Genomic DNA, 22,514 nt, shown 5'->3' with positions numbered 1-22,514 from the left:
CGCGATCTGAGGCCGGTCTAGCCCGCGACCGTCTTCCCGATCGCGATCACGAACAGCACGCCGCACGTGCCGACGGCGGCGAGGGCCGTCGTACGCAGGGGGCGCGAGAGGTCCTCGCTGAGCAGGGCCGCGGCGCCGGCGACCAGGCCGACGAGCACGCCCGCGCCGAAGGTCGCCGACCCGGTGACGCTCCCGCCGAGCGCGAGGAACGTGGCGACGAGAGCGATCGCGGTCCAGAGCGGCGCCAGGTCGCGCGGCTCCTCGGCGCTCATCGTGGCCGCACCGTCAGGGCCTGGGCGAGGCTGCCGAACGGACCCTCGACGTCGTGGAGCACCGAGCTCGTCAGGCCGAGCCCGGTCGGGCCGAACGAGACGGTCGTGTCGAACCCCAGCCAACCGCCGACCGGCGCGCGGTGGAGGTGGGCGGTGAGGTCGACGTTCGGGAAGGCGACCTCACCGGGGGCCTCCCGCACCGTCATCCCGTTCGCGATGTCGAGCAGGCCGGCGGCACGGGCGGTCGGGCTGACCGGCTCGTCGAGCAGCGGCACCTCGGAGCGCACCCAGAACGCCGCCCGCCCCGGCTCCTGCTGGGTGCGCCGCAGCTCGACCGACGCGATGAACCCGCCGGGCCAGACGGTGGTGGGGTCCCAGGCCGGGGTCGCCTCCGGCGCAGGCAGGGCCGGCTGCGCCGTACCCGCGACGGCCGTCGTGTCGCGCGGCTGCATCAGCCAGGCCCGCAGCACGACGACCGCGCGGCCGCCGTGGGTCAGCGTGGCCTCGACGAGCTCGATGGTGCGCCCGGCGCGGCGGACGTCGACCGCGACCTCGACCGCCTCCATCGGGACGGTCCCGAGGATGTCGTACGAGAGGCGCGCGAGGACGAGGCCGTCGTCGCGACGGCGGTCGCGGTCGGTCTCGACGGCGTGCGCGAGCAGGCCGAGGGCGGGCGCGATGTGCTGCTCGTCGAGGCTCCAGGCACCGCCGACGTGCTCGGTGGGGCGGAAGACCGTGGCGTCGAGGCGGTCGAAGTACGGCACGGCTCAGCCGGCCTCGACGACGCTCTTGATCGCGGCGAGGGTGACGGGGATGCCCTCGTGCGCCCACCGGGTGCGCTGCTCGATCAGCCCGGCGGCGACCTCCTCGCCGTCGCGCTCGACCAGCATCGCCTGGGTGGCGGCGTGGAACTCCCACGTCTCGGTCAGGGTCGTGCCGACCCCGTCGTCGGTGGGGGCGAGCTCGTAGGCCCACTCGACCCGCCCGGGCCCCACCGACCACGCGAAGCGCCGGCCGGGCTGGGCGGCGGTCACCTGCGACCGGGTCTCCCACGTGCGCTCGGGGGTGACGTTGCGACCGGTGAAGAACGCGCCTTCGACGGGTCCGGCGCCCTCGTCCCACCAGCACGCCTCGCAGATCGGCGACCACTCACCGGTGCGGGTCACGTCGGAGACGACGGCGTAGACCTGCTCGGGCGAGGCGTCGACGACGATCGACTCGGAGTGCGTTCGGGTGCTGAGGTCCATGGGCCGATCGTGGCAGAGGCGGCGGAACCACCCCGCGCGGCGGGTCCCCACCTACGCCTCCGTCGCCGACCTACTTCACCGCGAGCACCGGCACCTCGGCGCCCAGGATCACCTTCTGCGACACGCTGCCGAGCAGGAGCTTGCCCACAGCGCTACGCCGCCGGACCCCGATGACGACCAGCCGCGCGCCGAGCTCGGTGGCTCGATCGAGGATCGCCTCGGCGGAGTCCGGCGACATGAGCTGCTCGACGGCGATCGGGATCGGCAGTCCTTCGTGGCGCGTCCTCAGGTGGGTGAGGTGGTCGGGGGTGGCTGCGGTCTCCTCCACCGGGGCCTCACCGTTGACCACGTTGAGGACGTGGACGGTGAGGCCGAGCCGGTCCGCGTACTGGAGCCCCGTCTCGAGGACGCGCTCTCCGGTCTCGTTCGGCACGTAGGCGACGAGGATGCTCATGGGTGGTCTCCTGCTGTTGGGGACGGCGACTTGCTCGGACGGGTGCGGCGGATGCGGACCTGGCGGCGGGGAGTCGGTTCAGTCGTCCTCGACGAAGACCACGTCGCGCTTGCGCCGCACTGCCGGGAGGATGGAGAAGACGAGGGCCGCCAGCGCCACCGCGAGCAGCGAGGCGGACAGCGGGCGCGTCAGGAACGTGCTCGGATCGCCCTGGGAGATGAGCATCGCGCGCCGGAAGTTGTCCTCCAGGAGCGGGCCGAGGACGAAGCCGAGCAGGATCGGGGCCGGCTCGCAGCCGCACTGGATGAGGACGAACCCCAGGAGCCCGAACACGGCGATCATCAGGACGTGGTACGCGTTCAGCCCCACCGCGTAGGTGCCGGTCGAGGCGAGGATGACGATCGTCGGGAAGAGGATCCAGTAGGGCGTCTTCAGCATGCGGACCCAGATCCCGATCAGGGGGAGGTTCAGCGCGACCAGCAGGGCGTTGCCGATGAACATCGACACGATCAGGCCCCACACCAGCGCCGGCTGGTCGTTGATCACGTTCGGGCCCGGCGTGATCCCCTGGATGATGAAGGCACCGATCATCAGGGCCATGACGGGGTTGGACGGGATCCCGAGGGTCAGCAGCGGGATGAAGGAGGTCTGCGCGGCGGCGTTGTTGGCGGACTCCGGCCCGGCCACTCCCTCGATGGCTCCGCGGCCGAACTCACCGGGGTTCTTCGACAGCTTCTTCTCGGTCGCGTACGACGCGAACGACGCGAGGATGTGACCGCCGCCGGGCAGGATGCCGAGCAGCGAGCCGATGACGGTCCCGCGGCCGACCGGCCCCCGCATGCGGCGGAAGTCGTCACGTCCGGGCATGAGTCGGTCGACCCCCGAGACGGTCTCCCCCCGGCTCTGCGGGTCACGAAGGTTGCGGATGATCTCGGCGATGCCGAACACACCGACCGCGAGGGCGACGAAGCTGACGCCCGAGAACAGCTCGGGGATGCCGAAGGTGAAGCGCGGTTGGCCCGTGTAGGTGTCCTGGCCGACCGTGCCGAGCAGGATGCCGAGAGCGATCATCGCGAGCGCCTTCACGATCGAGCCGCGGGCGAGCGAGATCGACACCACCAGCCCGAGCACCACGAGTGCGAAGTACTCCGCCGCTCCGAACGAGAGCGCCACCTCGGCCAACGGCGGAGCGGCGACCGCGAGCACGAGGGTGGCGATGGTCCCGGCGACGAACGACCCGATGGCGGCGGTGGCCAGCGCCACCCCGGCGCGGCCGCGCTTGGCCATCTCGTGGCCGTCGATCGCGGTCACCGCCGAGGACGACTCCCCGGGCAGGTTGATGAGGATCGCGGTGGTCGACCCGCCGTACTGGGCGCCGTAGTAGATGCCGGCGAGCATGATGAGCGCGGTGGTCGGGCTGTCGAACGTGAAGGTGATCGGCAGGAGCATCGCGATCGTCGCCGTCGGTCCGATGCCGGGGAGCACGCCGACCGCGGTGCCCAGCGCGACGCCGACGAGGCAGAACAGGAGGTTCTCCCACTGCAGGGCTGTCTCGAGCCCGAGCGAGAGGTTGCTGAAGAGATCCACGACGTCCTCCTCAGGACCCGAAGAGCGGGAGGCGCAGCTGGAGCGCGACCACGAAGATGACGTAGCAGGCAACGGTGATCCCCGCCGTCCCGAGGACGGCCTTCACCAGCGACGTGGCCGGGGAGGCGAGGCACGTGACGAAGACCGTCGTGGCCGTCGCCGGGATCAGCCCGACGGACGGCAGCAGGTAGGCGAACGACACCACCGCGGCGCTCACGCAGACGATCGCGCGCCACGGCAGGCGGCTGAGACCTGGCGTCTGCTCCCCACCACCCCGCAGCACGGGCACGGCGACGGCCACGCCGAACCCGACGAGGGCCAGGCCCAGCACGAAGGGGAACATCCCGGCGCCCATCTCGTCCCACGAGCCCAGGCCGTAGCCGCGGGCGGCCACGGCGAAGGCGCCCCCGAGGACGACGAAGATGCCTCCGGCCACGAGATCGCCGTGACGTTCGCCGAGGGTCGGTCCCGGGGATGGGGGCGTCGATGAGCCGGCGGTGACGGGGTCGTGCTGCGATGGCGACATGAGTCCTCCAGGGCCGTGAGCGGTGGGTGGGACGACGGCCGGCACCCCTCGCGGGTGCCCGACCGGACCGGGCCTCCGCACGACGTGCGTCGCGCGGCGGCCCGGCAGGGGTCAGTCGAGGACGTCGCCCCAGAGGTCGATCTGCTCGGTCAGGAGGGCCGTCACCGCGGCGGGCTCGACGTCCTCCACCGGCACCGGTGCCGTGCCGAGGCTCGCCATCTGGTCGATCACGGAGCTGTTCTCGACCGCCACGGCGAGCGACTCGCGCAGCCGCTCGATGACCTCGTCCGGGGTGTCGGCCGGCGCATAGATCGCGTGCCACACGCTGACCTCGACCTCGGCGAAGCCCTCCTCCGCGGTCGTCGGCAGGTCGGGCAGCGACTCGACGCGCTCCGGGGTCGTCACGGCGTACGCCTTGACCTCGCCGGCCTGGATCTGCCCCGTCGTGTTGGTGGTCTGGTCGCAGAGCACGTCGACCTGTCCCCCGACCACGTCCGCGATCGCGGGGGCGGCGCCGTCGTACGGGACCTCCTGGAGCTCGATGCCGAGCTCCTGCTGGATGAGGCGCCCGCACAGGTGGGACGCCGAGCCGACGCCGGCGTTCGCGAGCGTCACGTCGCCCTCGTTCTCCTGCAGGTAGGAGAACAGCTCACCGAGGTCGTCGGCCTCGAGGTCGTCGCGCGCGATGATCGTCATGGGCACCTCGGTGACGAGGCCGACGGGCGCGAAGTCCTCGAGCGGCTCGTAGGCGAGGTCGTCGTACAGGCTGGGCGCGGTCGACATCCCGATGTGGTGCATCAGGAGCGTGTAGCCGTCCGCGCCGGCGTTCGCGACCTGCCCGGCGCCGACGGTGCCGCCCGCACCCTCGACGTTCTGCACGATCATCTGCACCCCGAGGTCGTCGGCCATGGGGTCGGCGACGAGGCGGGTGACGGTGTCGGTCGGGCCACCGGCCGCGAAGGGCACCACGATCTCGATGTTGCGGTCGGGGAACGCGGACGAGTCGCTGCTGCTCCCGGGGGCGCAGGCGGCCGAGACGAGGCCGAGCGCCGAGAGGCCTGCGACTGCAGCCGAGGCACGACGAAGGGGGGTGGACGCCATCATGGGATCTCCGGTCGACGGGCGGCCGCCGGGGACCGGCGACTGCGACGGGCCGGCTCCACAGCGAGCCGGACGTGAGGACCGTAGAAGTGGCCTGCGTCACATGTCACGCGGGTCGGTCAGATCCTAACCTCGCCTTAACAGTCGGCCTCCGCGCGCCGCACGGGAGCGTGACGAGCCTCCGCGATGTGGGTCCCGGAACGGCCGTCGTACTCCTAGGATCCGGGCCATGAGGATCCTCATCGTCGAGGACGACGACTCGGTCGCCGACGCGTTGCAGAAGGTGCTGGCGACCCACGGCCACACCTGCACGCGCGCCCGGCGCGCCGACGACGCGCTGCGCCTGCACCGCGCGGCGGACACCGTCCTCCTCGACCTGGGGCTCGCCGACGGCGACGGGTTCGAGGTGCTGCAGGGGCTGCGCCGCATCTCCGCCGTACCGGTGCTCATCGTCTCCGCGCGGGGCGACGAGCGCTCGGTCGTGCGGGGGCTCCACCTGGGTGCCGACGACTACCTCGTGAAGCCGATCCGGATGAGCGAGCTGCTCGCCCGCCTGGGGGTCGTGACGCGCCGACGCGCCGCCGGACAGCCGGCTCCGCGCGTGCAGGTCGGGGAGATCGAGATCGAGCTGGCCGAGCGCACGGTGAGGGTGGCGGGCGCCGCGGTCGCGCTCACCACCAAGGAGTTCGACGTGCTCGCCACCCTCGCCCGGAGGCCGGGTGAGGCCGTGAGCAAGCAGCTGATCCTGGACGAGGTGTGGGGCGACACCTCGCACGGCGCATCGCGCTCGTGCGACGTGCACCTGACCCAGCTGCGCAGCAAGCTCGGGCGACCGGAGCTGATCGAGACCATCCGCGGTTTCGGCTACCGGCTGCGGACGACCCCGTGAGGCTCCGGGTCGCGGCTCCCCTCCTGCTGGTCGTGGTCATCGCCCTGGGACTGCTCGTGACCCCGGTGCTGGCGGGAATCGCCGACCGGCGCACCACGGCGATCGAGCTGGAGCGGCGCCAGGCCATCACGCAGGTCGCCGAGCTCGCCCAGGTCGCCATCGAGGACGACGACCCCGTGCCGCTGCAGCGCCACCTCGACCGCTACCACCAGCTCTTCGGCGAGAGCGTCCTGGTCGTCGACCCCGCGGGCACCGTCCTGGCTCGCGTCGGGGAGCTCGACCCCGAGGCCGCAGCGGTGGAGCAGCGCATCCGGGACTTCGGCACCAACCTCGAGCAGCTGGAGATCCCGACGGTCGTGCCGTGGTCACCGGAGCGGACGCTCCTCTCCGTCCCGGTGGCCATCGAGCGCGACCTGTCCGGCGGCGTCGTCGTCCTCCAGGTCGACCTCGACCGTGCTCGTCGAGTGGTGCTCACGAGCTGGCTGACCATCCTCGGCCTCACCTCCGTCGGCCTGCTCGCCCTGGCCCTGGCCACCCTCTGGGCGACGTCGTGGATCCTGCGGCCCGTGCACCGCCTGGACGAGGCCACGCACGCCCTCACGACCGGCGCTCCCGTCCCCGACCTCGCGCTGACCGGCCCTCCCGAGCTGCGGCGCCTGGCCGGGTCGTTCCAGCTGATGGCGCACACCCTCGCCGCCACGGTCGACCAGCAGCGGGCCCTCCTGGCGAACACCTCCCACCAGCTGCGCAACCCGCTCGCGGCGGTCCGCCTGCACGTCGACCTGATGGCCGGCTCCACCGTGGTCGACCACGGCTCGGTCGAGGCCGTGCAGCGCGACCTCGACCGGCTCGACGCGACCATCGACCGGCTCCTGGGACTGGCCGAGGCCGAGCACCGTCTCAACGAGGACCGGGCGGCGCTCGCCCTGCGCGAGGGCGGGCCGCCGCTCGCGAGCGCGACGACGGCACCTGGCGTCCTCGTGCGCCACGTCGCCGAGCGGTGGGCCGGCGACGACCGCCGGCGGATCACCGTCAGCAGCGAGGCGAGCGCAGCGATCGCGGTGCCCGAGCACGACCTGGTGGAGATGGTCGACACGCTCCTCCACAACGCCGTGAAGTACGCCGGGGACGGCGCCCACATCCGACTCTCGGTCGTCGAGGCGTCTCCCGGCCGCGTCGAGGTCGAGGTGGAGGACGACGGCACGGGACTCACCGACGACGAGCTCGCTCACGTCGGGGAGCGCTTCTGGCGCTCCTCCCGCCATGCCGACCACCCCGGTACGGGCCTGGGCCTGGCCATCGTCGACACCCTGGCCCGCGCCCACGGCGGCACCATGACCGCCACCCGGTCCGGCACGGGAGGCCTCGCGGTCCTCCTCGACCTGCCACGGGAGGAGGCCACGTGACGACCACGGGACGGCGGGTCCTGCATCGCCGCCGGCTGCTCGGCGCCGCCGGGTGGGTCGCCGCGGGCGCCGGCCTCGGCGCGCTCGCCACCGGCTGTGCGAGGGACGACGGCTCGATCACCGACCTCGCGATCGCCGGGGGCGAGTCGGGAGGCAACTTCTCCAAGTTCGCCCTCCTGCTCGCCGGTGAGATCCGGCGGTCGGGCCCGGTCGGTCGGTGCACCGTCACCGGTTCGGGAGGCTCGGTGGAGAACCTCGAGTTGCTGCGCTCCGGACGCGCTCAGCTCGGCCTGGCGCTGGCGGACTCGCTCGGTGCCGACGACGTCGGCGAGCTCGTCGCCGTCGCCCGGCTCTACCAGGCGACCCTCCACTGCCTCGTCCCCGCCGACAGCCCCGTCCGGTCCGTCGCGGACCTCGCCGGGCGGGTGGTGGCGGTGGGCCCGGCCGGATCGGGGTCGGCCCAGACGGCCGGGCGGCTCTTCGCCGGCCTCGCGGCGCCCGAGCTGCGGGAGATGGCCCACGGGACCGGCGCGATCTCGCTCGTCGGTGGGACGGTGGCCGCACTGCTGTGGTGGGGCGGGCGCCCGTCGCCCGAGCTCACCGCCCTCATGCGCTACCACCCGCTGCGCGCACTCGACCTCGGTGGGCTCGTGGCCGACGCCCCGGAGACCTACCAGAGCGTGCGCATCCCGGGCGACGTCTACGGACAGGAGGAAGTGCGGACCGCCGGCGTGTCCGCGCACCTCGTGTGCCGGCCCGAGCTCACCGCCGCGGCGGTGAGGAAGGTCGTCGACACGCTGACGGGGTCGAGCTCCGAGCTCGTGCCGCAGCCGTCGGGCGGGCTGCAGTACCTCACTCCCGCCACCCTCTTCGACACCTTCCCCCTCCGGCTCCACCCCACCGCGGCCGCGCGCTACCGCGAGCAGCACGGATAGCGAGGCGCATCCGGATGCGTGCCGAGCGGGCGGGATGGGGCGCCCGCGACGCGCGAGAGCCCCCGTCGAGATCTCGACGGGGGCTCTCCCAGCTGGCGGTGGCGGAGGGATTTGAACCCTCGGTGGGCTTGCACCCACAAACGCTTTCGAGGCGTTCTCCTTAGGCCGCTCGGACACGCCACCGCCGGGAACCTTACTAGAACGGCGGCGGGGGTCCGAATTCGGCTCGGAGATCCGGGCCGCGGGGGCTCGGGGTGGTGTCGAGACGCTCGCTGGCGCTCGCTCCTCAACCACCGTCTCCGGTCGTTGGCGCTCGCTCCTCCACCACCGGACCCGCTCGCTCGTCCCACCGACCGCGGCGTGCGCCGTACGCAACGTTGGCGCAACGCCCACCACCGGAGCATCATGGTGCTGTGACCCCGGTCACCAGCGGCACTGGGTGCTGCCGGTGGGACGGCAACGACGCCACCGGGCGACGAAGGGTGGGTTCCACGAGTGACCGAGACACCGACGGCCGCCACGCGCCGGCACGGCACCGACCTCCCCCACAACGGCATGAGGTCGACCGTCGTCGACTCGTGGCACCGCTCCGCCTCGGCGGGCGTGCGACCCGACAGCACCAGCGCGCCCATCACGCTGCCCGAGGACGTGCTGCGCGACCACCGCGAGGCCCATCCCCTGGCGCGCGTCTTCCCGCTGCTCGACGACGTGCTCGGCCACGCCGCCCGCGACTGCGACGCCGTCATGGCCGTCTCCGACGCCGGTGGCCAGCTGCTCTGGGTCTGCGGCACGCCCACCACGCTGCGCAAGGCGGAGGCGATCGGCTTCGTCGAGGGCTCGAACTGGGACGAGCGGCTCGCCGGCACCAACGCCCCCGGCCTCGCGCTCGCCCTCGACCAGCCCGTCAGCATCGTGCGCAACGAGCACTTCCGCTCCGCCGTGCAGGGCTGGAGCTGCGCCGCCGCCCCGATCCACGATCCCGGCACCCACGCGCTGCTGGGCGTCCTCGACATCACCGGCGGCGACCAGATCGTGGTGCCGCAGACGATGGCGATGATCCGCGCCGCCGCCCGCATGGCCGAGCTCGAGCTGGCCCGCGACCTGCTCAGCCGCCAGGGCCGCCGGGCGGAGGAGACGACCGGCACCGGCGCCCGCCTGCTCGTCGAGGGGCTCGGGCGCAGCGACGCGCTGCTCACCGTCGAGACCTCCAGCGGGCCGCGCACCCTGCGCCTCTCGCCCCGCCACAGCGAGATCCTCCTGCTGCTCGCCTCCTCGCCCCAGGGCCTGAGCGGCGACGAGCTCGCCGTGCTCCTGTACGCCGAGGACGGCGCCGGGTCGTCGACGCTGCGCGCCGAGCTCAACCGGCTGCGCCACCTGCTCGGCGGCGACCTCCTCGCCTCGCGGCCCTACCGCATCAGCGCCCAGATCACCGGCGACTGGCTGTCGGTCGAGGCGCTGCTCGCAGCCGGCGACGTCCGGGCCGCGATGCGCTCGTACGGCGGGCCCGTGCTCCCCCGCTCGACCGCGCCCGGCGTCGTACGGCTGCGCGAGAGCCTGGAGTCACAGCTGCGGGAGGCCCTCCTGCGCTCCCGCGAGGCGGACCTGATGTCGCAGTGGACCCGTTCGCCGTGGGGCTCCGACGACTACGAGATGTGGACGGCGCAGCGCCACGCGGTGGGCGCCACGTCGCCGATGCTGCCGCTCATCGACGGGCAGATCGCGCGGCTCGACCGCGACCTCGGGGTCTGAGGCGGCACACGCGTACGACGGGGCGGCGGGCGTCGTACCAGAAAGGTGTCTAGACCGACCCATCCGGGTGACCCCGGTCACCGAAGGGTCAGCAGGAACGCCTGTTCCCCTGACCCGAAGGAACCGCCATGGCCCCCTCCCGTCTCCGGTCGCGCCTCGCCCCCGTCCGTCGCCCGCGCCTCGGGCGCCCCACGCCGGCCCTGGCCGTCGCCGTCCTCGCTCTCGCGCTCGCCACCGGCGGCGGCACCGCCTACGCCGCCAAGCAGATCGGCGGCGAGGACATCCGCAACGGCTCGATCACGGGCTTCGACATCCGGAACGGGTCGCTCGGCCGCGCGGACTTCGCCGTGGGCCAGCTGACCGCCGGTCCGCGGGGAGCCACCGGCCCGGCCGGTCCGCAGGGCGCCCCCGGCGCCACGGGCGCCACGGGCGCCACGGGTCCGCAGGGCGCGCCCGGCGCTCCGGGTGCCCCGGGCGAGACCGGTCCGCAGGGACCGCAGGGCGAGGCCGGCGCGGGAGTCCGCTGGCTCCTCGTCGACGCCTCGGGCGCGATCGTCGACCAGTCCGGCGGCTTCACGATCGCCGCCGCCTACCCCGAGCTGGCGAACACGGCCCCGGCCGGCGCCCCCTCCAACGCCCTGCGGGCGGCGGGCAACGTCTACATCGATGCCGGCTCCGACCTCACCGGCACGGGCATCATCGCCACCATCGCGCTGCAGAACCAGGTCGACCAGAACGGCGACGGCGTCACCAACGGCCGCGCCACGGCCGGCAACGCGAACCCGGAGTTCTCGGGCGAGATCACCGCGACGACCTGCGGCATCGCCGGTGTCGTCGCCTGCGCCCCGGCCGGGACGAACAACACGAACCACTTCGTCGTCAGCCCCCGCCTCAGCGACGGCACCGTGACGACCGCGCAGACCCACAAGCGCTTCTACGTCGTCATCACCGACGGCGGCATCACGATCGGCTGAGCTCGCCCCCACCTCGTCGCGTACGGCGAGGTCCGTCACGGCCCGACGCGCCCCGCGCGTCGGGCCGTCGGCGTACCGGGGCGGCTCCCGCCGTACGCAACGCAGCCGCAACGTGCCCCCTCGTAGCGTGTGACCGCAGTCACAGCAGCCTGCCTTCAGCGAGGAGAACACACACATGACCGTCTACGCCGCTCCCGGCTCCGCCGACTCGCTCGTCTCCGTCGAACCCCGCTACGACCACTTCATCGGTGGCGAGTGGGTCAAGCCGGTGAAGGGCAACTACTTCGAGAACATCTCGCCGGTCAACGGCAAGGCGTTCACCGAGATCGCCCGCGGCACGAGCGAGGACATCGACGCCGCTCTCGACGCCGCCCACGCGGCCGCCGACAAGTGGGGCACCACCTCGCCCACCGAGCGCTCGAACATCCTGCTGAAGATCGCCGACACGATCGAGGCCAACCTCCCGGCCCTCGCCGTCGCCGAGACGTGGGACAACGGCAAGCCGGTGCGCGAGACGCTCGCCGCCGACCTGCCGCTGGCGGTCGACCACTTCCGCTACTTCGCCGGCGCGCTGCGCGCCCAGGAGGGCGGCGTCTCCGAGATCGACTCCGAGACCTTCGCCTACCACTTCCACGAGCCGCTCGGCGTCGTCGGCCAGATCATCCCGTGGAACTTCCCGATCCTCATGGCCGTGTGGAAGCTCGCGCCCGCCCTCGCGGCCGGCAACTGCGTGGTGCTCAAGCCCGCCGAGCAGACCCCGTGGTCGATCCTCAAGCTCGCCGAGCTGATCGGCGACCTGCTCCCCGCCGGCGTGCTCAACATCGTCAACGGCTTCGGCGTCGAGGCCGGCAAGCCGCTCGCGTCGTCGCCGCGCATCGCGAAGATCGCGTTCACGGGTGAGACCACCACGGGCCGCCTGATCATGCAGTACGCGAGCCAGAACATCATCCCGGTGACCCTCGAGCTCGGCGGCAAGTCGCCGAACATCTTCTTCGAGGACGTCGCCGCCGAGCGCGACGCGTTCTACGACAAGGCGCTCGAGGGCTTCACGATGTTCGCGCTCAACCAGGGCGAGGTCTGCACCTGCCCGTCGCGTGCGCTCGTGCAGCGCTCCATCTACAGCGACTTCGTGCCCGAGGCGATCGCCCGCGTCGAGAAGATCACGCAGGGCAACCCGCTCGACGACACCACGATGATCGGTGCGCAGGCGTCCAACGACCAGCTCGAGAAGATCCTGAGCTACATGGACATCGGCAAGCAGGAGGGCGCGAAGATCCTCACCGGTGGCGAGCGCAACGTCCTCGAGGGCGACCTCGCGGAGGGCTACTACGTGCAGCCGACGATCTTCGAGGGCGACAACTCGATGCGCGTCTTCCAGGAGGAGATCTTCGGCCCCGTGGTCGCGCTCACCTCGTTCGACGACGAGGCCGACGCGCTCAAGGTCGCCAACGACACCCTCTACGGCCTCGGCGCCGGCGTCTGGTCGCGTGACGGGAGCCGTGCGTTCCGCATGGGTCGCGGCATCAAGGCCGGCCGCGTGTGGACGAACTGCTACCACGCCTACCCGGCGCACGCCGCGTTCGGTGGCTACAAGCAGTCCGGCATCGGTCGCGAGAACCACAAGATGATGCTCGACCACTACCAGCAGACGAAGAACCTCCTGGTGTCCTACTCGCAGAACGCCCAGGGCTTCTTCTGATGTCGACGCCCGGCACGGGGCTCGGGGCGGAGGTCGAGCCGATCCCGCCCGAGCCCGTGCGGGTGGCGGTCACCGACGCGGCCGCCGAGCTCGTGCGGAAGCTCACCGAGATGCACGGCCCGGTCATGTTCCACCAGTCCGGCGGCTGCTGCGACGGGTCGGCACCGATGTGCTACCCCGACGGCGACTTCATCACCGGCGACGCGGACGTGCTGCTGGGCCACCTCGACGTGGGCCTGGAGCGCGCCGTGCCGATGTGGATGTCGGTCTCGCAGTTCGCCTACTGGAAGCACACCCACATCACGGTCGACGTGGTGAAGGGACGCGGGGCGGGCTTCTCGCTCGAGGCGCCCGAGGGCGTGCGGTTCCTCATCCGGTCTCGCGTGCTCACGGACGACGAGTTCGAGGCGCTCGAGGCGCAGATCGCGGAGGCGAAGGCCGCCGCGAAGGCAGCGTCGTAGTGGTGCGCGAGGTCGGGCTGCTGCTGCGGGACGTGGCGGTCTGGGCCGCACGACGTACCCCGTTCGCGCGACCCGCGCAGGAGCTGCGGAAGACCGTGTGACAGCGAGACCCGGACGGCCCCCGAGACCACCTCGGGGGCCGTTCGGCGTCCCCGGGAGCGGATGGGCGCGCCCCGTACGGTTGCGTGGTGAGCATCTCGGAGCAGCAGCAGCCCACCCGTCCGACCCTCCGCGGCACCTTCGGCGCGGTCGCCTCCACGCACTGGCTGGCCTCGCAGACGGGCATGGCGATGCTCGAGCGGGGTGGCAACGCGTTCGACGCGGCGGCGGCCGCGGGGCTCGTGCTCCACGTGGTCGAGCCGCACCTCAACGGGCTGGGCGGCGACTGCCCCGTCGTCCTGTACGACGCGGGCGCCGGGGCCGCGTCGGTGCTGTGCGGCCAGGGCACCGCGCCGGCGAGCGCGACCATCGATCACTTCGCCGACCTCGGTCTCGACCTCGTGCCGGGCACCGGCCACCTCGCCGCCGTCGTGCCGGGCTCGTTCGGCACCTGGATGACGATGCTCGGCGAGCACGGCACGCTCCCCCTGCGCGAGGTGATGGAGCCGGCGATCACCTACGCCCGCGACGGCCACCCGCTGCTGCCCCGGGCGGCGGCCACGATCGCGTCGGTCGAGCAGCTGTTCCGCGACCACTGGTCGAGCTCGGCGGCGGTCTACCTGCCCGGAGGGGCCGTGCCCGCGCCGTACGCGCGCTTCACCAACCCCGACCTCGGCGACACCCTCGAGCGGCTGCTGCGCGAGGGCGAGGCCGCCGGCACGACGCCGGCCGCTCAGGCCGAGGGCGCCCGCGCCGCGTTCTACTCCGGCTTCGTCGCCGAGGCGGTCGACGCGTTCGTGCGCACGCCGGTGCGCGACACCTCCGGTCGCGACCACGCGGGCCTGCTCACCGCCGACGACCTCGACGGCTGGCGCCCCGGGCGGGAGGCCCCGACCGTCGGCACGCTGCGCACGCCCACCGGCGACCGCCAGGTGCTGAAGACCGGCCCGTGGGGCCAGGGTCCGGTGCTGCTCGCCCAGCTGGCGATCCTCGACGGCTACGACCTGCCCGACCTGCTCACCGACCCGGTCGCCCTGGTGCACGCCGGCGTCGAAGCCGCGAAGCTGGCGATGGCCGACCGTGACGCCTACTACGGCGACCCGCTCTTCGCCGACGTGCCCATCGACGAGCTGCTCTCCCCCGCGTACGCCGCCGCCCGACGCCCGCTCATCGGCGACGAGGCGTCGGGCGAGCTGCGTCCCGGCGCCGCCGGCGAGGTCACGGAGGCCGAGGCCCGGGCCCGCCTCGACCGGGCGCTCGCGGCGGCGTCGGCCACGGTGGCCGCGACGGCCGGTACGGCGAGCGCCGGCACGGGTGAGCCGACCGTCTCCCGCAGCGGCGTCACGCGCGGCGACACCTGCCACGTCGACGTCGCCGACCGCTGGGGCAACCTCGTCTCCGCCACCCCGAGCGGCGCCTGGCTGCAGAGCTCGCCGATCGTGCCGGGCCTCGGGATGAGCCTGCCGACGCGCGGCCAGATGTTCTCCCTCGACCCGACGAGCCCCAGCGCGCTGGCGCCCGGCAAGCGGCCCCGCACCACGCTGAGCCCGGGCCTCGTCGCGGCGGAGGGCACGCCGTACCTCGCCTTCGGCACCCCCGGCGGCGACCAGCAGGACCAGTGGACCGTCCCGTTCCTGCTCCACCACCTCGTCGGCGGCGCGACGCTGCAGGCCGCGATCGACGCGCCGTCGTGGCACACCACCCACCTCGTCTCGTCGTTCTACCCCCGCGAGGCCGACCTGCGCGGCGTCGAGGTCGAGGCCCGGCTCGGCACCGACGCCGTCACCGCGCTGCAGCGCCGCGGGCACGACGTGCGCGTCGTGGGGCCGTGGTCGCTGGGGCGGATCAGTGCGGCGGGGTACGTCGACGGCTGGGTCCAGGCCGCCGCGAACCCCCGCGGCGACCAGGGGTACGCCGTCGGGCGCTGAGGCGCGGGTCGACGGGCCGCGGCCGGTGCGGCGGGACGCCCTAGGCTCGGGGCCATGACCGGAGCCGGGTACCCGTTCGACCTGCCGATGACGAAGACCGACGTGCGTCCGGTCAGCCTCACGAAGGGCCAGGGCATCCTGCTCACGAAGACCGAGCTGGTGACCGCCTCCATCCTCTGGCCCCCGGCGACGGACTACGACGTCTACGCGCTCGTGCGGTACGCCGACGGGCACGTCGAGACCGTGTCGACGTTCGGCACCAAGGACGACAAGCGCTTCACCACCGCGACCGCCGACGGCGCCGTGCGCCACCTCGGCGACGTCGGCCGTGCGGCCCCGGCTGCGGCGCCCGCGGCGGGCAAGGGCGGCGGGCTGTTCGGGCGGCGCAAGCCGGAGGCCGCGCCCGCACCGGTGGTGGAGCCGGCGCGCGAGGTGATCGAGATCCGGCTGCACCCCGGGATCCGCGCCGTCGTGCCGGTGGCCTACTCGGCCCAGAGCAACGGCACGGGGTCGTTCCGCCGCTACGCCGTCACGATGCGCATCGACGCCGGCGGGCGGTCGGTGGTGGTGGAGGCCGACCACGCGAACGACGACGACACCGTCTTCACCTGCGTGCCCGGGATCATCGTCAACGGCGCCGACGAGACCGCCGGCCAGGTCGAGGTCGTCGCCCTCGAGCAGTACTCGAAGGCCGGCTCCGAGAAGCGCCCCGCGCTCGAGGAGAGCCTCGTCGTCACCATGGACGCCGGTCCGGTCAACGCGTTCAAGTAGGCGGCCGGGCGGGTGCGGCCGGGGCCGACGGGTGCGGCCGGGGCCGACGGGTGCGGCTGGGCGGGCGGGTGCGGACTCGCGCCACCGCATCCCGCAGGCCCCGGTCCGCACCGGATCGGCCGGGGGACGGGTGCGGACCCACGCCCCCGGAATGACCAGGCCCCAGTCCGCACCCCGCGACGGGGCGCGGACCCCCGGAGCGCCCCGGCGGCTCAGTCCTCGACGATCACGACGTGCAGGGTCCGGGGCCCGTGGACGCCCTCGACGCGGTCGAGCTCGATGTCGCTGGTGGCGCTGGGCCCGCTGATCCAGGTGTGGGGGCGCGACGGGTCGAGCAGGTCGACGGCGTCGGGCACGTCGTCGACGACCTGGTCGGCGCGCACGACGCAGACGTGCAGGTCGGGCACGAGGCTGATCGCCCGGCGGCCCTGGTCGCCGGTGTGGTCGAGCACGATCGTGCCGGTCTCGGCGATGCCCACGCGGGCGGCGGTGACGACCCCGCTGGTGGCGTCGAGCTCGGCGGCGCTGAGCGTCTGTCCGGGGCCGTCGACGACCACGGCGGGCAGCGCCGCCGTCACCTCGGCCCGCAGCCCGGCGTCGAGGTCGACGGGTACGACGACGAGGGCGTCGGGGCCCGCGTGGCGCCGTACCGCCTCGGCCACGACCTCCGGCAGCCGCGCCCTCGTGCAGCGCTCCACGACCGCCTTGTAGTCGGCCACCCGCTCGTCGAAGAGGTCGACGCGGGCGTCCGGGGCGTACGCCGGGACGCGCGGCGGCGTGGGCACCTCGCGGGTGCGGTCGACGCCCTCGAGCGCGCGGCGCACCTTGCCGAGGATCTCGTCGCGGGCGCTCATCGGTCACCCTCCTTCGTGGTCGAGGGGCCCTCGGAGCCGGGTCCGCGGGTGCGTGCCCACCACGCCCGGAACGACTCGCGCGGCGGGGCCGGCAGGTCGCGGGCCCCGCTCCAGGCGCTGGCGCCGGGACCGGGGAGGGCGCCGGCGGCGGCCCGTCCGCCGGGCAGGCGCTTCTTGCCGAAGCGGGTGAGCACCCGCCCGCCGAGGCCGGAGAGCCTCTCGACGCGGGCGAGGCGCCGGTGGTCCGACAGCACGTAGGCCGCGCCCTTCATCGCCACCGCCTCGGCCTTGGGGCGACGGTCGTCGCGGTGGCCGTCGACGACCTTGGCCCGCAGGTGCACGAGCACCTCCGGGATGTCGATGCGCACCGGGCAGACCTCGAAGCACGCCCCGCACAGCGAGGAGGCGTAGGGCAGCGAGTCGGTCTGGGCGTCGACGCCGGTGCCCTTGAGCAGCGGGTTGAGGATGGCGCCGATCGGGCCGGGGTAGACCGAGCCGTAGGCGTGGCCGCCGGTGCGCTCGTAGACCGGGCAGACGTTGAGGCACGCCGAGCAGCGGATGCAGCGCAGCGCCTGGCGGCCGACGTCGTCGGCGAGCGCGTTGGTGCGGCCGTTGTCGAGGAGCACCACGTGCACCTCCTGCGGGCCGTCGCCGGGGGTCACGCCCGACCAGGTCGACGTGTAGGGGTTCATCCGCTCGCCGGTCGAGCTGCGGGGCAGCAGGCGCAGGAGGGGGTCGAGGTCGGCGTACGTCGGGACGACCTTCTCGATTCCCACGACGGAGACGAGCACCTCGGGGAGCGTCAGGCACATGCGGCCGTTGCCCTCGGACTCGACGACGACGAGCGTGCCGGTCTCGGCGACCGCGAAGTTGGCGCCGGAGACGCCGACCTTCGCGCGCAGGAACTTCTCGCGCAGGTGGGCTCGGGCGGCGCCGGCGAGCACGGCCGGCTCGTCGGTGAGGTCGGCGGGCGCGGGGCGGCCGACGGCGGCCATCTCGCGCAGGAAGATCTCGCGCACCTCGGCCCGGTTGCGGTGGATCGCGGGCACGAGGATGTGGGAGGGCAGGTCGCCCGCGAGCTGCACGATGAGCTCGGCGAGGTCGGTCTCCCAGGCGGCGATGCCCTCGGCCTGGAGCGCCTCGTTGAGGCCGATCTCGGCCGTGGCCATCGACTTCACCTTGACGACCTCGTCGACCCCGTGGCTCTTCGCCACGTCGGCCACGATGCGGCACGCCTCCTCGGCGTCGCGCGCCCAGTGCACGATCGCGCCGCCGGCCACGAGCGAGGCCTCGAGCGTCTCGAGCTGCACGTCGAGGTCGCGCAGCGCGGTCTCCTTGACGGCGGCGCCGGAGAGACGCAGGTCCTCCCACGCCTCGACCTCGCCGACCACGGCGGCCCGCTTGCCGCGGATCACCCCGGTCGCGTGGGCCATGTTGTGGCGCAGCTGCGTGTCGCCGAGGGCGGCGCGGGCCGCGGTCGGGAACGCCGGCATGCCGACGAAGGTGCCGGTCATCGGGCTGCTCCGCTCGTGGGGTCGTACGACGGGGTCCCGGTCGACGTGGCCGCCGACGTGGCAGCCGACGCAGCCGCCGACACTGCCGCCGGCTCCTCCGCCGGCGGGAGCGGACGGGACGTCGTGGCGCCGGGGTCGGTGGCCGTGCCCTGGCCGCCCGCCTCGGTGCTCGCCAGGATCTCGGCGAGGTGCATCACCCGGACGCCGGTCTGCTGGCGCGAGAGCATGCCGCCGATGTGGAGCAGGCACGAGTTGTCGCCCGCCACCAGGACCTCGGCGTCGGTGGAGCGCACGTGGCGCGCCTTGTCGGCGCCCATCGCGACCGACGTGTCGGCGTTCTTGACGGCGAACGTGCCGCCGAAGCCGCAGCACTCCTCGGCGCCCGGCAGCTCGACGAGGCGCAGGCCGCGCACCGCCTGCAGCAGCCTGGTCGGGCGGTCGCCCACGCCGAGCATGCGCAGCGAGTGGCAGGTCGGGTGGTAGGTGACCGTGTGCGGGAAGTAGGCGCCCACGTCGGTCACCCCCAGCACGTCGACCAGGAACTCGGTGAGCTCGTAGGTGCGCGGCGACGTGCGCGCCACCGCCTCGGCGAGGGCCGGGTCGCCCGAGCGGCGCGCCACGATCGAGTGCTGGTGGCGCACCGACCCCGCGCAGGAGCCCGACGGCGTCACGATGGCGTCGTACCCCTCGAAGGCGTCGACGAAGGTGCGCACGACGGGCACGGCCTCGTCGAGGTAGCCCGTGTTGACCATCGGCTGCGCGCAGCAGGTCTGGGCGACCGGGAAGTCCACCTCGACCCCGAGCCGCTCCAGCAGCGTCACGACCGCCTGCCCCGTGCCCGGGAACATGGCGTCGTTGACGCACGTGACCATCAGCGCGACGCGCACGCCGGCCTCCTCTTCGTCGGGTCCTGCCGGTAGTGGTGCAGGTGGTGGTGCTGGGGGTGGTGCTGCTGCTCGTGCGGGACCGTCACCGCACCTCCTGCTCGACGTACGGGACCAGCCGCACCGGTCCCACCAGACCATAGGCCTGGCGCGGCGACACGCCGTACACCTCCGGGGTGACGGTCCGCAGCCGGTTGATGAGGGTCGAGGCGACCTCGACCACGATCGTGTTGCGGCCCGCCACGAGGCGGCGACCGAGGTCGACCGTCGTGTCGAGCACGTCGGACGGCGGCAGGACCGCGCCGTTGACCGTCACGCGGAAGGTGTCGTTGACCTCGCCGAGCTCGAGGCGCGCCAGGTGGCCGGTCGGCCAGTCGACGCCGAGGTTGATCGTCGCCGTGTAGCGGCCGATGCCCGAGACGTCCTCGAGGCCCGGCACCTGCGACCACGGGGCGAGCGCCGTGAGCCGCACCCGCCGGACGGGCTTGACCGTCTGCGTGGCGCTCGCGCCCGGCTGCCAGTCCTCGACCGCGAGGTCCCAGGTCGCCAGGGTCAGGGGCGGGCGCACGCGGGCGACCGTCGTGGTGCGCGTGCGGCCGCCGGCGAGGGTGACGGTGTGGCGACCGGCGGTCGAGGCGTGCACGACGAGGCGACGGGCGTCGCCGCGCACGTCGTCGGCCGTGGTGGCGACGACCGACACCGGCTGCTCCGAGCGCCCCGGTGCGGCGAGCACGATCACGTCGGCCTGGCCCGGGAGCAGGTCGACGCGCACACGGACCCGCGCGCCGGAACGCTCGTGCAGCGGCACGGGGGTCAGGGTGCCGGCCCAGGTGTCGAGGCGGTACGGCACGGCGTCGGCACGGGTCGCCGTCAGCCAGACCTCCTGCTTCACCGGCGTGAGGCGGCGGTTCTCCGCGTGCTTGGCGTTGGCCAGGAAGTAGAGGTCGACGCCGCCACCCTCGGCGAGCACGCGCCGTACGGACATGACCGTCGAGCGCTCGTGGGTGACGTCCGGGGTGACGTTCAGCGCGGCCAGTGCGGTCGGGATGTCGGCCGCAGCGGCCACCGTGCGGCTCGTCGACAGCGCGGCGACCGACGCCATCGTCGAGCGGATCTGCGCCACCACCTCAGCGGTCTCGACGCCGACCGGCTCGGCCAGCGTCGCCCAGTCGCCGACCAGCACGACCTTGAGACCGGCCCGCGCCAGCTCCAGCACGCGGCGGGCGGCGGACAGCTCGATCGAGAGGCGGTTGCCGCGGAACTGGTCGGGGCCGACCACCATCACCTTGTACGCCGGACCGTCCGGCGCCAGCCGACCGTTGCGCACCGTCGACAGCGGCAGGTCGAGCAGGGCGGGCGTGACGAACGAGTGGGTCCAGCCGAGCGGGATGCCGTCGTTGGTCGCCCACGGGGCGCCGATGCCGGTCGAGGCCCAGCCCTTCGGGCGCAGGAACACCACGTCGTACTTCGGGACACCGGTCTGCAGCACCAGCTGGGTGCGCGCGAGGTGCGCGGCGATGCCGGGCATGTGCTGCCACTGCGGGGTGCGCGGGCCCCACGCCTCGCCGTACCCGATCGCGCCGTTGTAGTACGGCGAGAAGGCGGCGAAGCCCGGCCACGTCACGTCGGGCGCGCTGGCGTGCGCGAAGCCGTGCAGCACGGCCATGTTGACGCCCGCGGCGTAGATGCTGTGGATCGTCTGGAGCGCGCGGTCCCAGGTGGTGTTGTAGGCCGCGCCGAAGTAGCAGGCCGCCTCGCAGGAGAGCACGGTGCGCCCACCGAGGTCGCGGCCGCCGGCCATCACGCGGTAGTCGTCGAGGTTCTTGAAGCCCAGCGACTCGGTCTCGGGCACGTCGACGACGGCGCTGTGCTCGACGGTGTCGGTCTCGAGGCCGTAGGGCTGCACGCGCAGGCCCATGTCGAGCGAGCGGGCGAACGCCTGGATCGGCTTGAGGTGGTGGTCGCGGTAGAGGTCGGACACCGTCTGGTTGACGTCGTCGCGCACCCGGATCGTCGTGGTGGCGTCGAAGGCGAACTGGTAGCGCTCGTGGAGCTCGAGCACGCAGGGCAGGTAGGGGCGCAGGTCGTAGCCGCGGCGCTCCGCGAACTCGGCGAGGAACGCGGGCGTCCAGATGGTCGCCTCGGTCTCGATCTCGAGCGAGTCCTCGAAGAGGTAGCCGCCGGTCTGGCGCAGCAGGCGACGCATCTCGTCGTCGAGGATCGTCTGCTCCCACAGGTCGACGACGGCCTGGGCGCCGGCCGCGGAGAAGTGGTCGACGACCCAGCAGCGGGGGTCGGTGTGGGGGCCGGCCTCGGGCTCCTGGCCGGAGCCGCGCTGCCAGTAGGCGAGCACGACCCACGAGCCGGCGCCGGCCGGCGCGGTCCAGGTGAGGCGGCCGTCGACGACCTGGTCGGTCAGCTCGACGAGGGAGGCCTGGTCGAGCACGGCCTCGAGGCGGTCGGTGCCGGGCGTGACGACGCGGGCGGCCTGCACGCCGACGAGGGTGCGGCGGGTGGCCTGCTCGACGGGGGCGATGAGCGGCTCGGGCAGGAGCGCGTCGTACGTCGCCCCGCTCGCGACGTCGGCGCGGCCGTGGGCCAGCTCGGTGCAGGCGCCCTCGTCGTCGGGCGTCACGGTCGGGACGGCGGCGGGCCACGACGGGCCGACCGTGATGTCGACGCGCACGCCGCGCTTCGCGGACTCGCGCAGCGCCGCCTTCACGCCGTTCACCCAGGAGCGCGTGCCCCAGCCCTGGGTGGCGAGGTCGATGTCGATGTTGCGGGCCCGGAGGCTGTGGGTGACGTCGGCGATCTCGACGGCACCGAAGCCGGCGGCCGCGATCTGCTGCACCTCGCGGGTGACCTGCGCCGGATCGACGGCACCGTGCGGCCACCACCAGCGGAACCCGGCGGCGGTCGCCAGGCCGGGCGTGGTGAGGCGGCGGGACAGGTCGTTGGGCAGGCCCGGGGTCGGGTCCGCGGCGACGGCGGCCGCCGGGGAGGCACCCGCGCCCGTGGCGACGGTGGCGATGCCGGCGGTGGCGACGGCCGCGCCCAGCAGGCGGCGGCGGTCAAGGCGCGGGCCGCCGGTCGGGGCGGTGCGGGGTCCTGCGGCGGTGACGTCGTTGTCCATGAGGGTCTCCGAGAGATGGGGCCGCGAGCGG

19 protein-coding genes, 1 tRNA gene and 1 pseudogene are annotated in these 22,514 nt (G+C 73.7%); 9 read left to right on the top strand and 12 right to left on the bottom strand.

Features of this window, described 5'->3' with window-relative positions; all coding sequences use genetic code 11:
* Positions 1–17: 17 nt before the first annotated feature.
* From K329_RS0121390 to K329_RS0121360, 7 genes are all read right to left on the bottom strand, one after another.
* Positions 18–272, bottom strand: coding sequence for a hypothetical protein (locus tag K329_RS0121390; protein WP_028474625.1), 255 nt, complete (start codon positions 270–272; stop codon positions 18–20).
* The gene (locus K329_RS0121385; RefSeq protein ID WP_028474624.1) at positions 269–1,036 is read right to left on the bottom strand and encodes a thioesterase family protein; all 768 of its coding nucleotides are present in this window, start codon (positions 1,034–1,036) and stop codon (positions 269–271) included. The genes K329_RS0121390 and K329_RS0121385 overlap by 4 nt, the downstream gene beginning before the upstream one ends.
* A gap of 3 nt (positions 1,037–1,039) precedes the next feature.
* A complete protein-coding gene (locus K329_RS0121380) occupies positions 1,040–1,519 on the bottom strand; it encodes an SRPBCC family protein (RefSeq protein WP_028474623.1) in 480 nt (159 codons plus the stop codon).
* Positions 1,520–1,589: 70 nt separating this feature from the next.
* Positions 1,590–1,973: a universal stress protein gene (locus K329_RS0121375; protein ID WP_028474622.1), complete on the bottom strand. Its 384-nt coding sequence runs from the start codon at positions 1,971–1,973 to the stop codon at positions 1,590–1,592.
* Between the two features lie 78 nt (positions 1,974–2,051).
* Positions 2,052–3,560: a tripartite tricarboxylate transporter permease gene (locus K329_RS0121370; RefSeq protein ID WP_028474621.1), complete on the bottom strand. Its 1,509-nt coding sequence runs from the start codon at positions 3,558–3,560 to the stop codon at positions 2,052–2,054.
* 10 nt (positions 3,561–3,570) lie between these two features.
* Complete coding sequence (locus K329_RS28665) at positions 3,571–3,996, bottom strand: tripartite tricarboxylate transporter TctB family protein (protein WP_043644367.1); 426 nt, start codon at positions 3,994–3,996, stop codon at positions 3,571–3,573.
* 201 nt (positions 3,997–4,197) lie between these two features.
* Entirely contained in the window at positions 4,198–5,187 is a 990-nt protein-coding gene (locus K329_RS0121360; protein ID WP_043645146.1) for a tripartite tricarboxylate transporter substrate-binding protein, read from the bottom strand.
* A 229-nt stretch (positions 5,188–5,416) separates the two neighbouring features.
* Between K329_RS0121360 and K329_RS0121355 the strand changes: the two genes are divergently transcribed.
* The 3 genes from K329_RS0121355 to K329_RS28660 are packed head-to-tail and all read left to right on the top strand — an operon-like array spanning position 5,417 to position 8,417.
* Positions 5,417–6,076, top strand: a complete 660-nt coding sequence (locus K329_RS0121355) for a response regulator transcription factor (protein ID WP_028474619.1) — start codon at positions 5,417–5,419, stop codon at positions 6,074–6,076.
* Positions 6,073–7,482, top strand: a complete 1,410-nt coding sequence (locus tag K329_RS0121350; RefSeq protein WP_028474618.1) for a sensor histidine kinase — start codon at positions 6,073–6,075, stop codon at positions 7,480–7,482. The genes K329_RS0121355 and K329_RS0121350 overlap by 4 nt, the downstream gene beginning before the upstream one ends.
* On the top strand, positions 7,479–8,417 hold the full coding sequence (locus K329_RS28660) for a TAXI family TRAP transporter solute-binding subunit (RefSeq protein ID WP_052337204.1): 939 nt from the start codon (positions 7,479–7,481) through the stop codon (positions 8,415–8,417). The genes K329_RS0121350 and K329_RS28660 overlap by 4 nt, the downstream gene beginning before the upstream one ends.
* Before the next feature lie 93 nt (positions 8,418–8,510).
* Here K329_RS28660 and K329_RS0121340 read toward each other — a convergent pair.
* A tRNA-Ser gene (locus K329_RS0121340) sits at positions 8,511–8,600 on the bottom strand.
* Positions 8,601–8,912: 312 nt separating this feature from the next.
* Here K329_RS0121340 and K329_RS28655 point away from each other — a divergent pair.
* From K329_RS28655 to K329_RS28650, 6 genes are all read left to right on the top strand, one after another.
* Entirely contained in the window at positions 8,913–10,166 is a 1,254-nt protein-coding gene (locus K329_RS28655; protein ID WP_245596642.1) for a GAF domain-containing protein, read from the top strand.
* Positions 10,167–10,294: 128 nt separating this feature from the next.
* The gene (locus K329_RS0121325) at positions 10,295–11,140 is read left to right on the top strand and encodes a hypothetical protein (protein ID WP_028474617.1); all 846 of its coding nucleotides are present in this window, start codon (positions 10,295–10,297) and stop codon (positions 11,138–11,140) included.
* Positions 11,141–11,315: 175 nt separating this feature from the next.
* On the top strand, positions 11,316–12,839 hold the full coding sequence (gene adh, locus K329_RS0121320; protein ID WP_028474616.1) for an aldehyde dehydrogenase: 1,524 nt from the start codon (positions 11,316–11,318) through the stop codon (positions 12,837–12,839).
* The gene (locus K329_RS0121315; protein WP_052337203.1) at positions 12,839–13,300 is read left to right on the top strand and encodes a DUF779 domain-containing protein; all 462 of its coding nucleotides are present in this window, start codon (positions 12,839–12,841) and stop codon (positions 13,298–13,300) included. Before adh ends, K329_RS0121315 begins: the two co-directional genes overlap by 1 nt.
* Positions 13,301–13,488: 188 nt before the next feature.
* Positions 13,489–15,327 carry a gamma-glutamyltransferase family protein gene (locus K329_RS0121305; RefSeq protein WP_245596640.1) on the top strand — a complete coding sequence of 613 codons (1,839 nt, stop codon included), beginning with the start codon at positions 13,489–13,491 and terminating at the stop codon, positions 15,325–15,327.
* A gap of 54 nt (positions 15,328–15,381) precedes the next feature.
* The gene (locus tag K329_RS28650; protein ID WP_052337202.1) at positions 15,382–16,098 is read left to right on the top strand and encodes a TerD family protein; all 717 of its coding nucleotides are present in this window, start codon (positions 15,382–15,384) and stop codon (positions 16,096–16,098) included.
* Positions 16,099–16,310: 212 nt separating this feature from the next.
* Here the strand turns inward: K329_RS28650 and K329_RS0121295 are convergent, their stop codons facing one another.
* The 4 genes and pseudogenes from K329_RS0121295 to K329_RS28635 all read right to left on the bottom strand — a co-directional run bounded on the left by K329_RS0121295 (position 16,311) and on the right by K329_RS28635 (position 22,483).
* Complete coding sequence (locus K329_RS0121295; RefSeq protein WP_028474613.1) at positions 16,311–16,952, bottom strand: LutC/YkgG family protein; 642 nt, start codon at positions 16,950–16,952, stop codon at positions 16,311–16,313.
* On the bottom strand, positions 16,949–18,466 hold the full coding sequence (locus K329_RS28645) for a lactate utilization protein B (protein ID WP_052337201.1): 1,518 nt from the start codon (positions 18,464–18,466) through the stop codon (positions 16,949–16,951). Before K329_RS28645 ends, K329_RS0121295 begins: the two co-directional genes overlap by 4 nt.
* Before the next feature lie 161 nt (positions 18,467–18,627).
* Positions 18,628–19,338, bottom strand: a pseudogene (locus K329_RS28640) ((Fe-S)-binding protein); the annotation flags it as partial.
* Between the two features lie 97 nt (positions 19,339–19,435).
* Positions 19,436–22,483, bottom strand: coding sequence for a glycosyl hydrolase (locus K329_RS28635; protein WP_052337200.1), 3,048 nt, complete (start codon positions 22,481–22,483; stop codon positions 19,436–19,438).
* Between the last annotated feature and the right edge of the window lie 31 nt (positions 22,484–22,514).

The organism is Nocardioides alkalitolerans DSM 16699 (assembly GCF_000426525.1).
Taxonomy (GTDB): domain Bacteria; phylum Actinomycetota; class Actinomycetes; order Propionibacteriales; family Nocardioidaceae; genus Nocardioides; species Nocardioides alkalitolerans.
Note: the sequence above shows the minus strand (reverse complement) of the source record. Positions and strands in the feature narration are given on the sequence as shown.

Excerpts from the sequence above, each read along its gene's own strand:
- K329_RS0121390 (WP_028474625.1), bottom strand. The coding sequence starts at position 272 with ATGAGCGCCGAGGAGCCGCGCGACCTGGCGCCGCTCTGGACCGCGATC.
- K329_RS0121380 (WP_028474623.1), bottom strand. The coding sequence starts at position 1,519 with ATGGACCTCAGCACCCGAACGCACTCCGAGTCGATCGTCGTCGACGCC.
- K329_RS0121375 (WP_028474622.1), bottom strand. The coding sequence starts at position 1,973 with ATGAGCATCCTCGTCGCCTACGTGCCGAACGAGACCGGAGAGCGCGTC.
- K329_RS0121360 (WP_043645146.1), bottom strand. The coding sequence starts at position 5,187 with ATGGCGTCCACCCCCCTTCGTCGTGCCTCGGCTGCAGTCGCAGGCCTC.
- K329_RS0121355 (WP_028474619.1), top strand. The coding sequence starts at position 5,417 with ATGAGGATCCTCATCGTCGAGGACGACGACTCGGTCGCCGACGCGTTG.
- K329_RS0121325 (WP_028474617.1), top strand. The coding sequence starts at position 10,295 with ATGGCCCCCTCCCGTCTCCGGTCGCGCCTCGCCCCCGTCCGTCGCCCG.
- adh (WP_028474616.1), top strand. The coding sequence starts at position 11,316 with ATGACCGTCTACGCCGCTCCCGGCTCCGCCGACTCGCTCGTCTCCGTC.
- K329_RS0121315 (WP_052337203.1), top strand. The coding sequence starts at position 12,839 with ATGTCGACGCCCGGCACGGGGCTCGGGGCGGAGGTCGAGCCGATCCCG.
- K329_RS28650 (WP_052337202.1), top strand. The coding sequence starts at position 15,382 with ATGACCGGAGCCGGGTACCCGTTCGACCTGCCGATGACGAAGACCGAC.
- K329_RS0121295 (WP_028474613.1), bottom strand. The coding sequence starts at position 16,952 with ATGAGCGCCCGCGACGAGATCCTCGGCAAGGTGCGCCGCGCGCTCGAG.
- K329_RS28645 (WP_052337201.1), bottom strand. The coding sequence starts at position 18,466 with ATGACCGGCACCTTCGTCGGCATGCCGGCGTTCCCGACCGCGGCCCGC.
- K329_RS28635 (WP_052337200.1), bottom strand. The coding sequence starts at position 22,483 with ATGGACAACGACGTCACCGCCGCAGGACCCCGCACCGCCCCGACCGGC.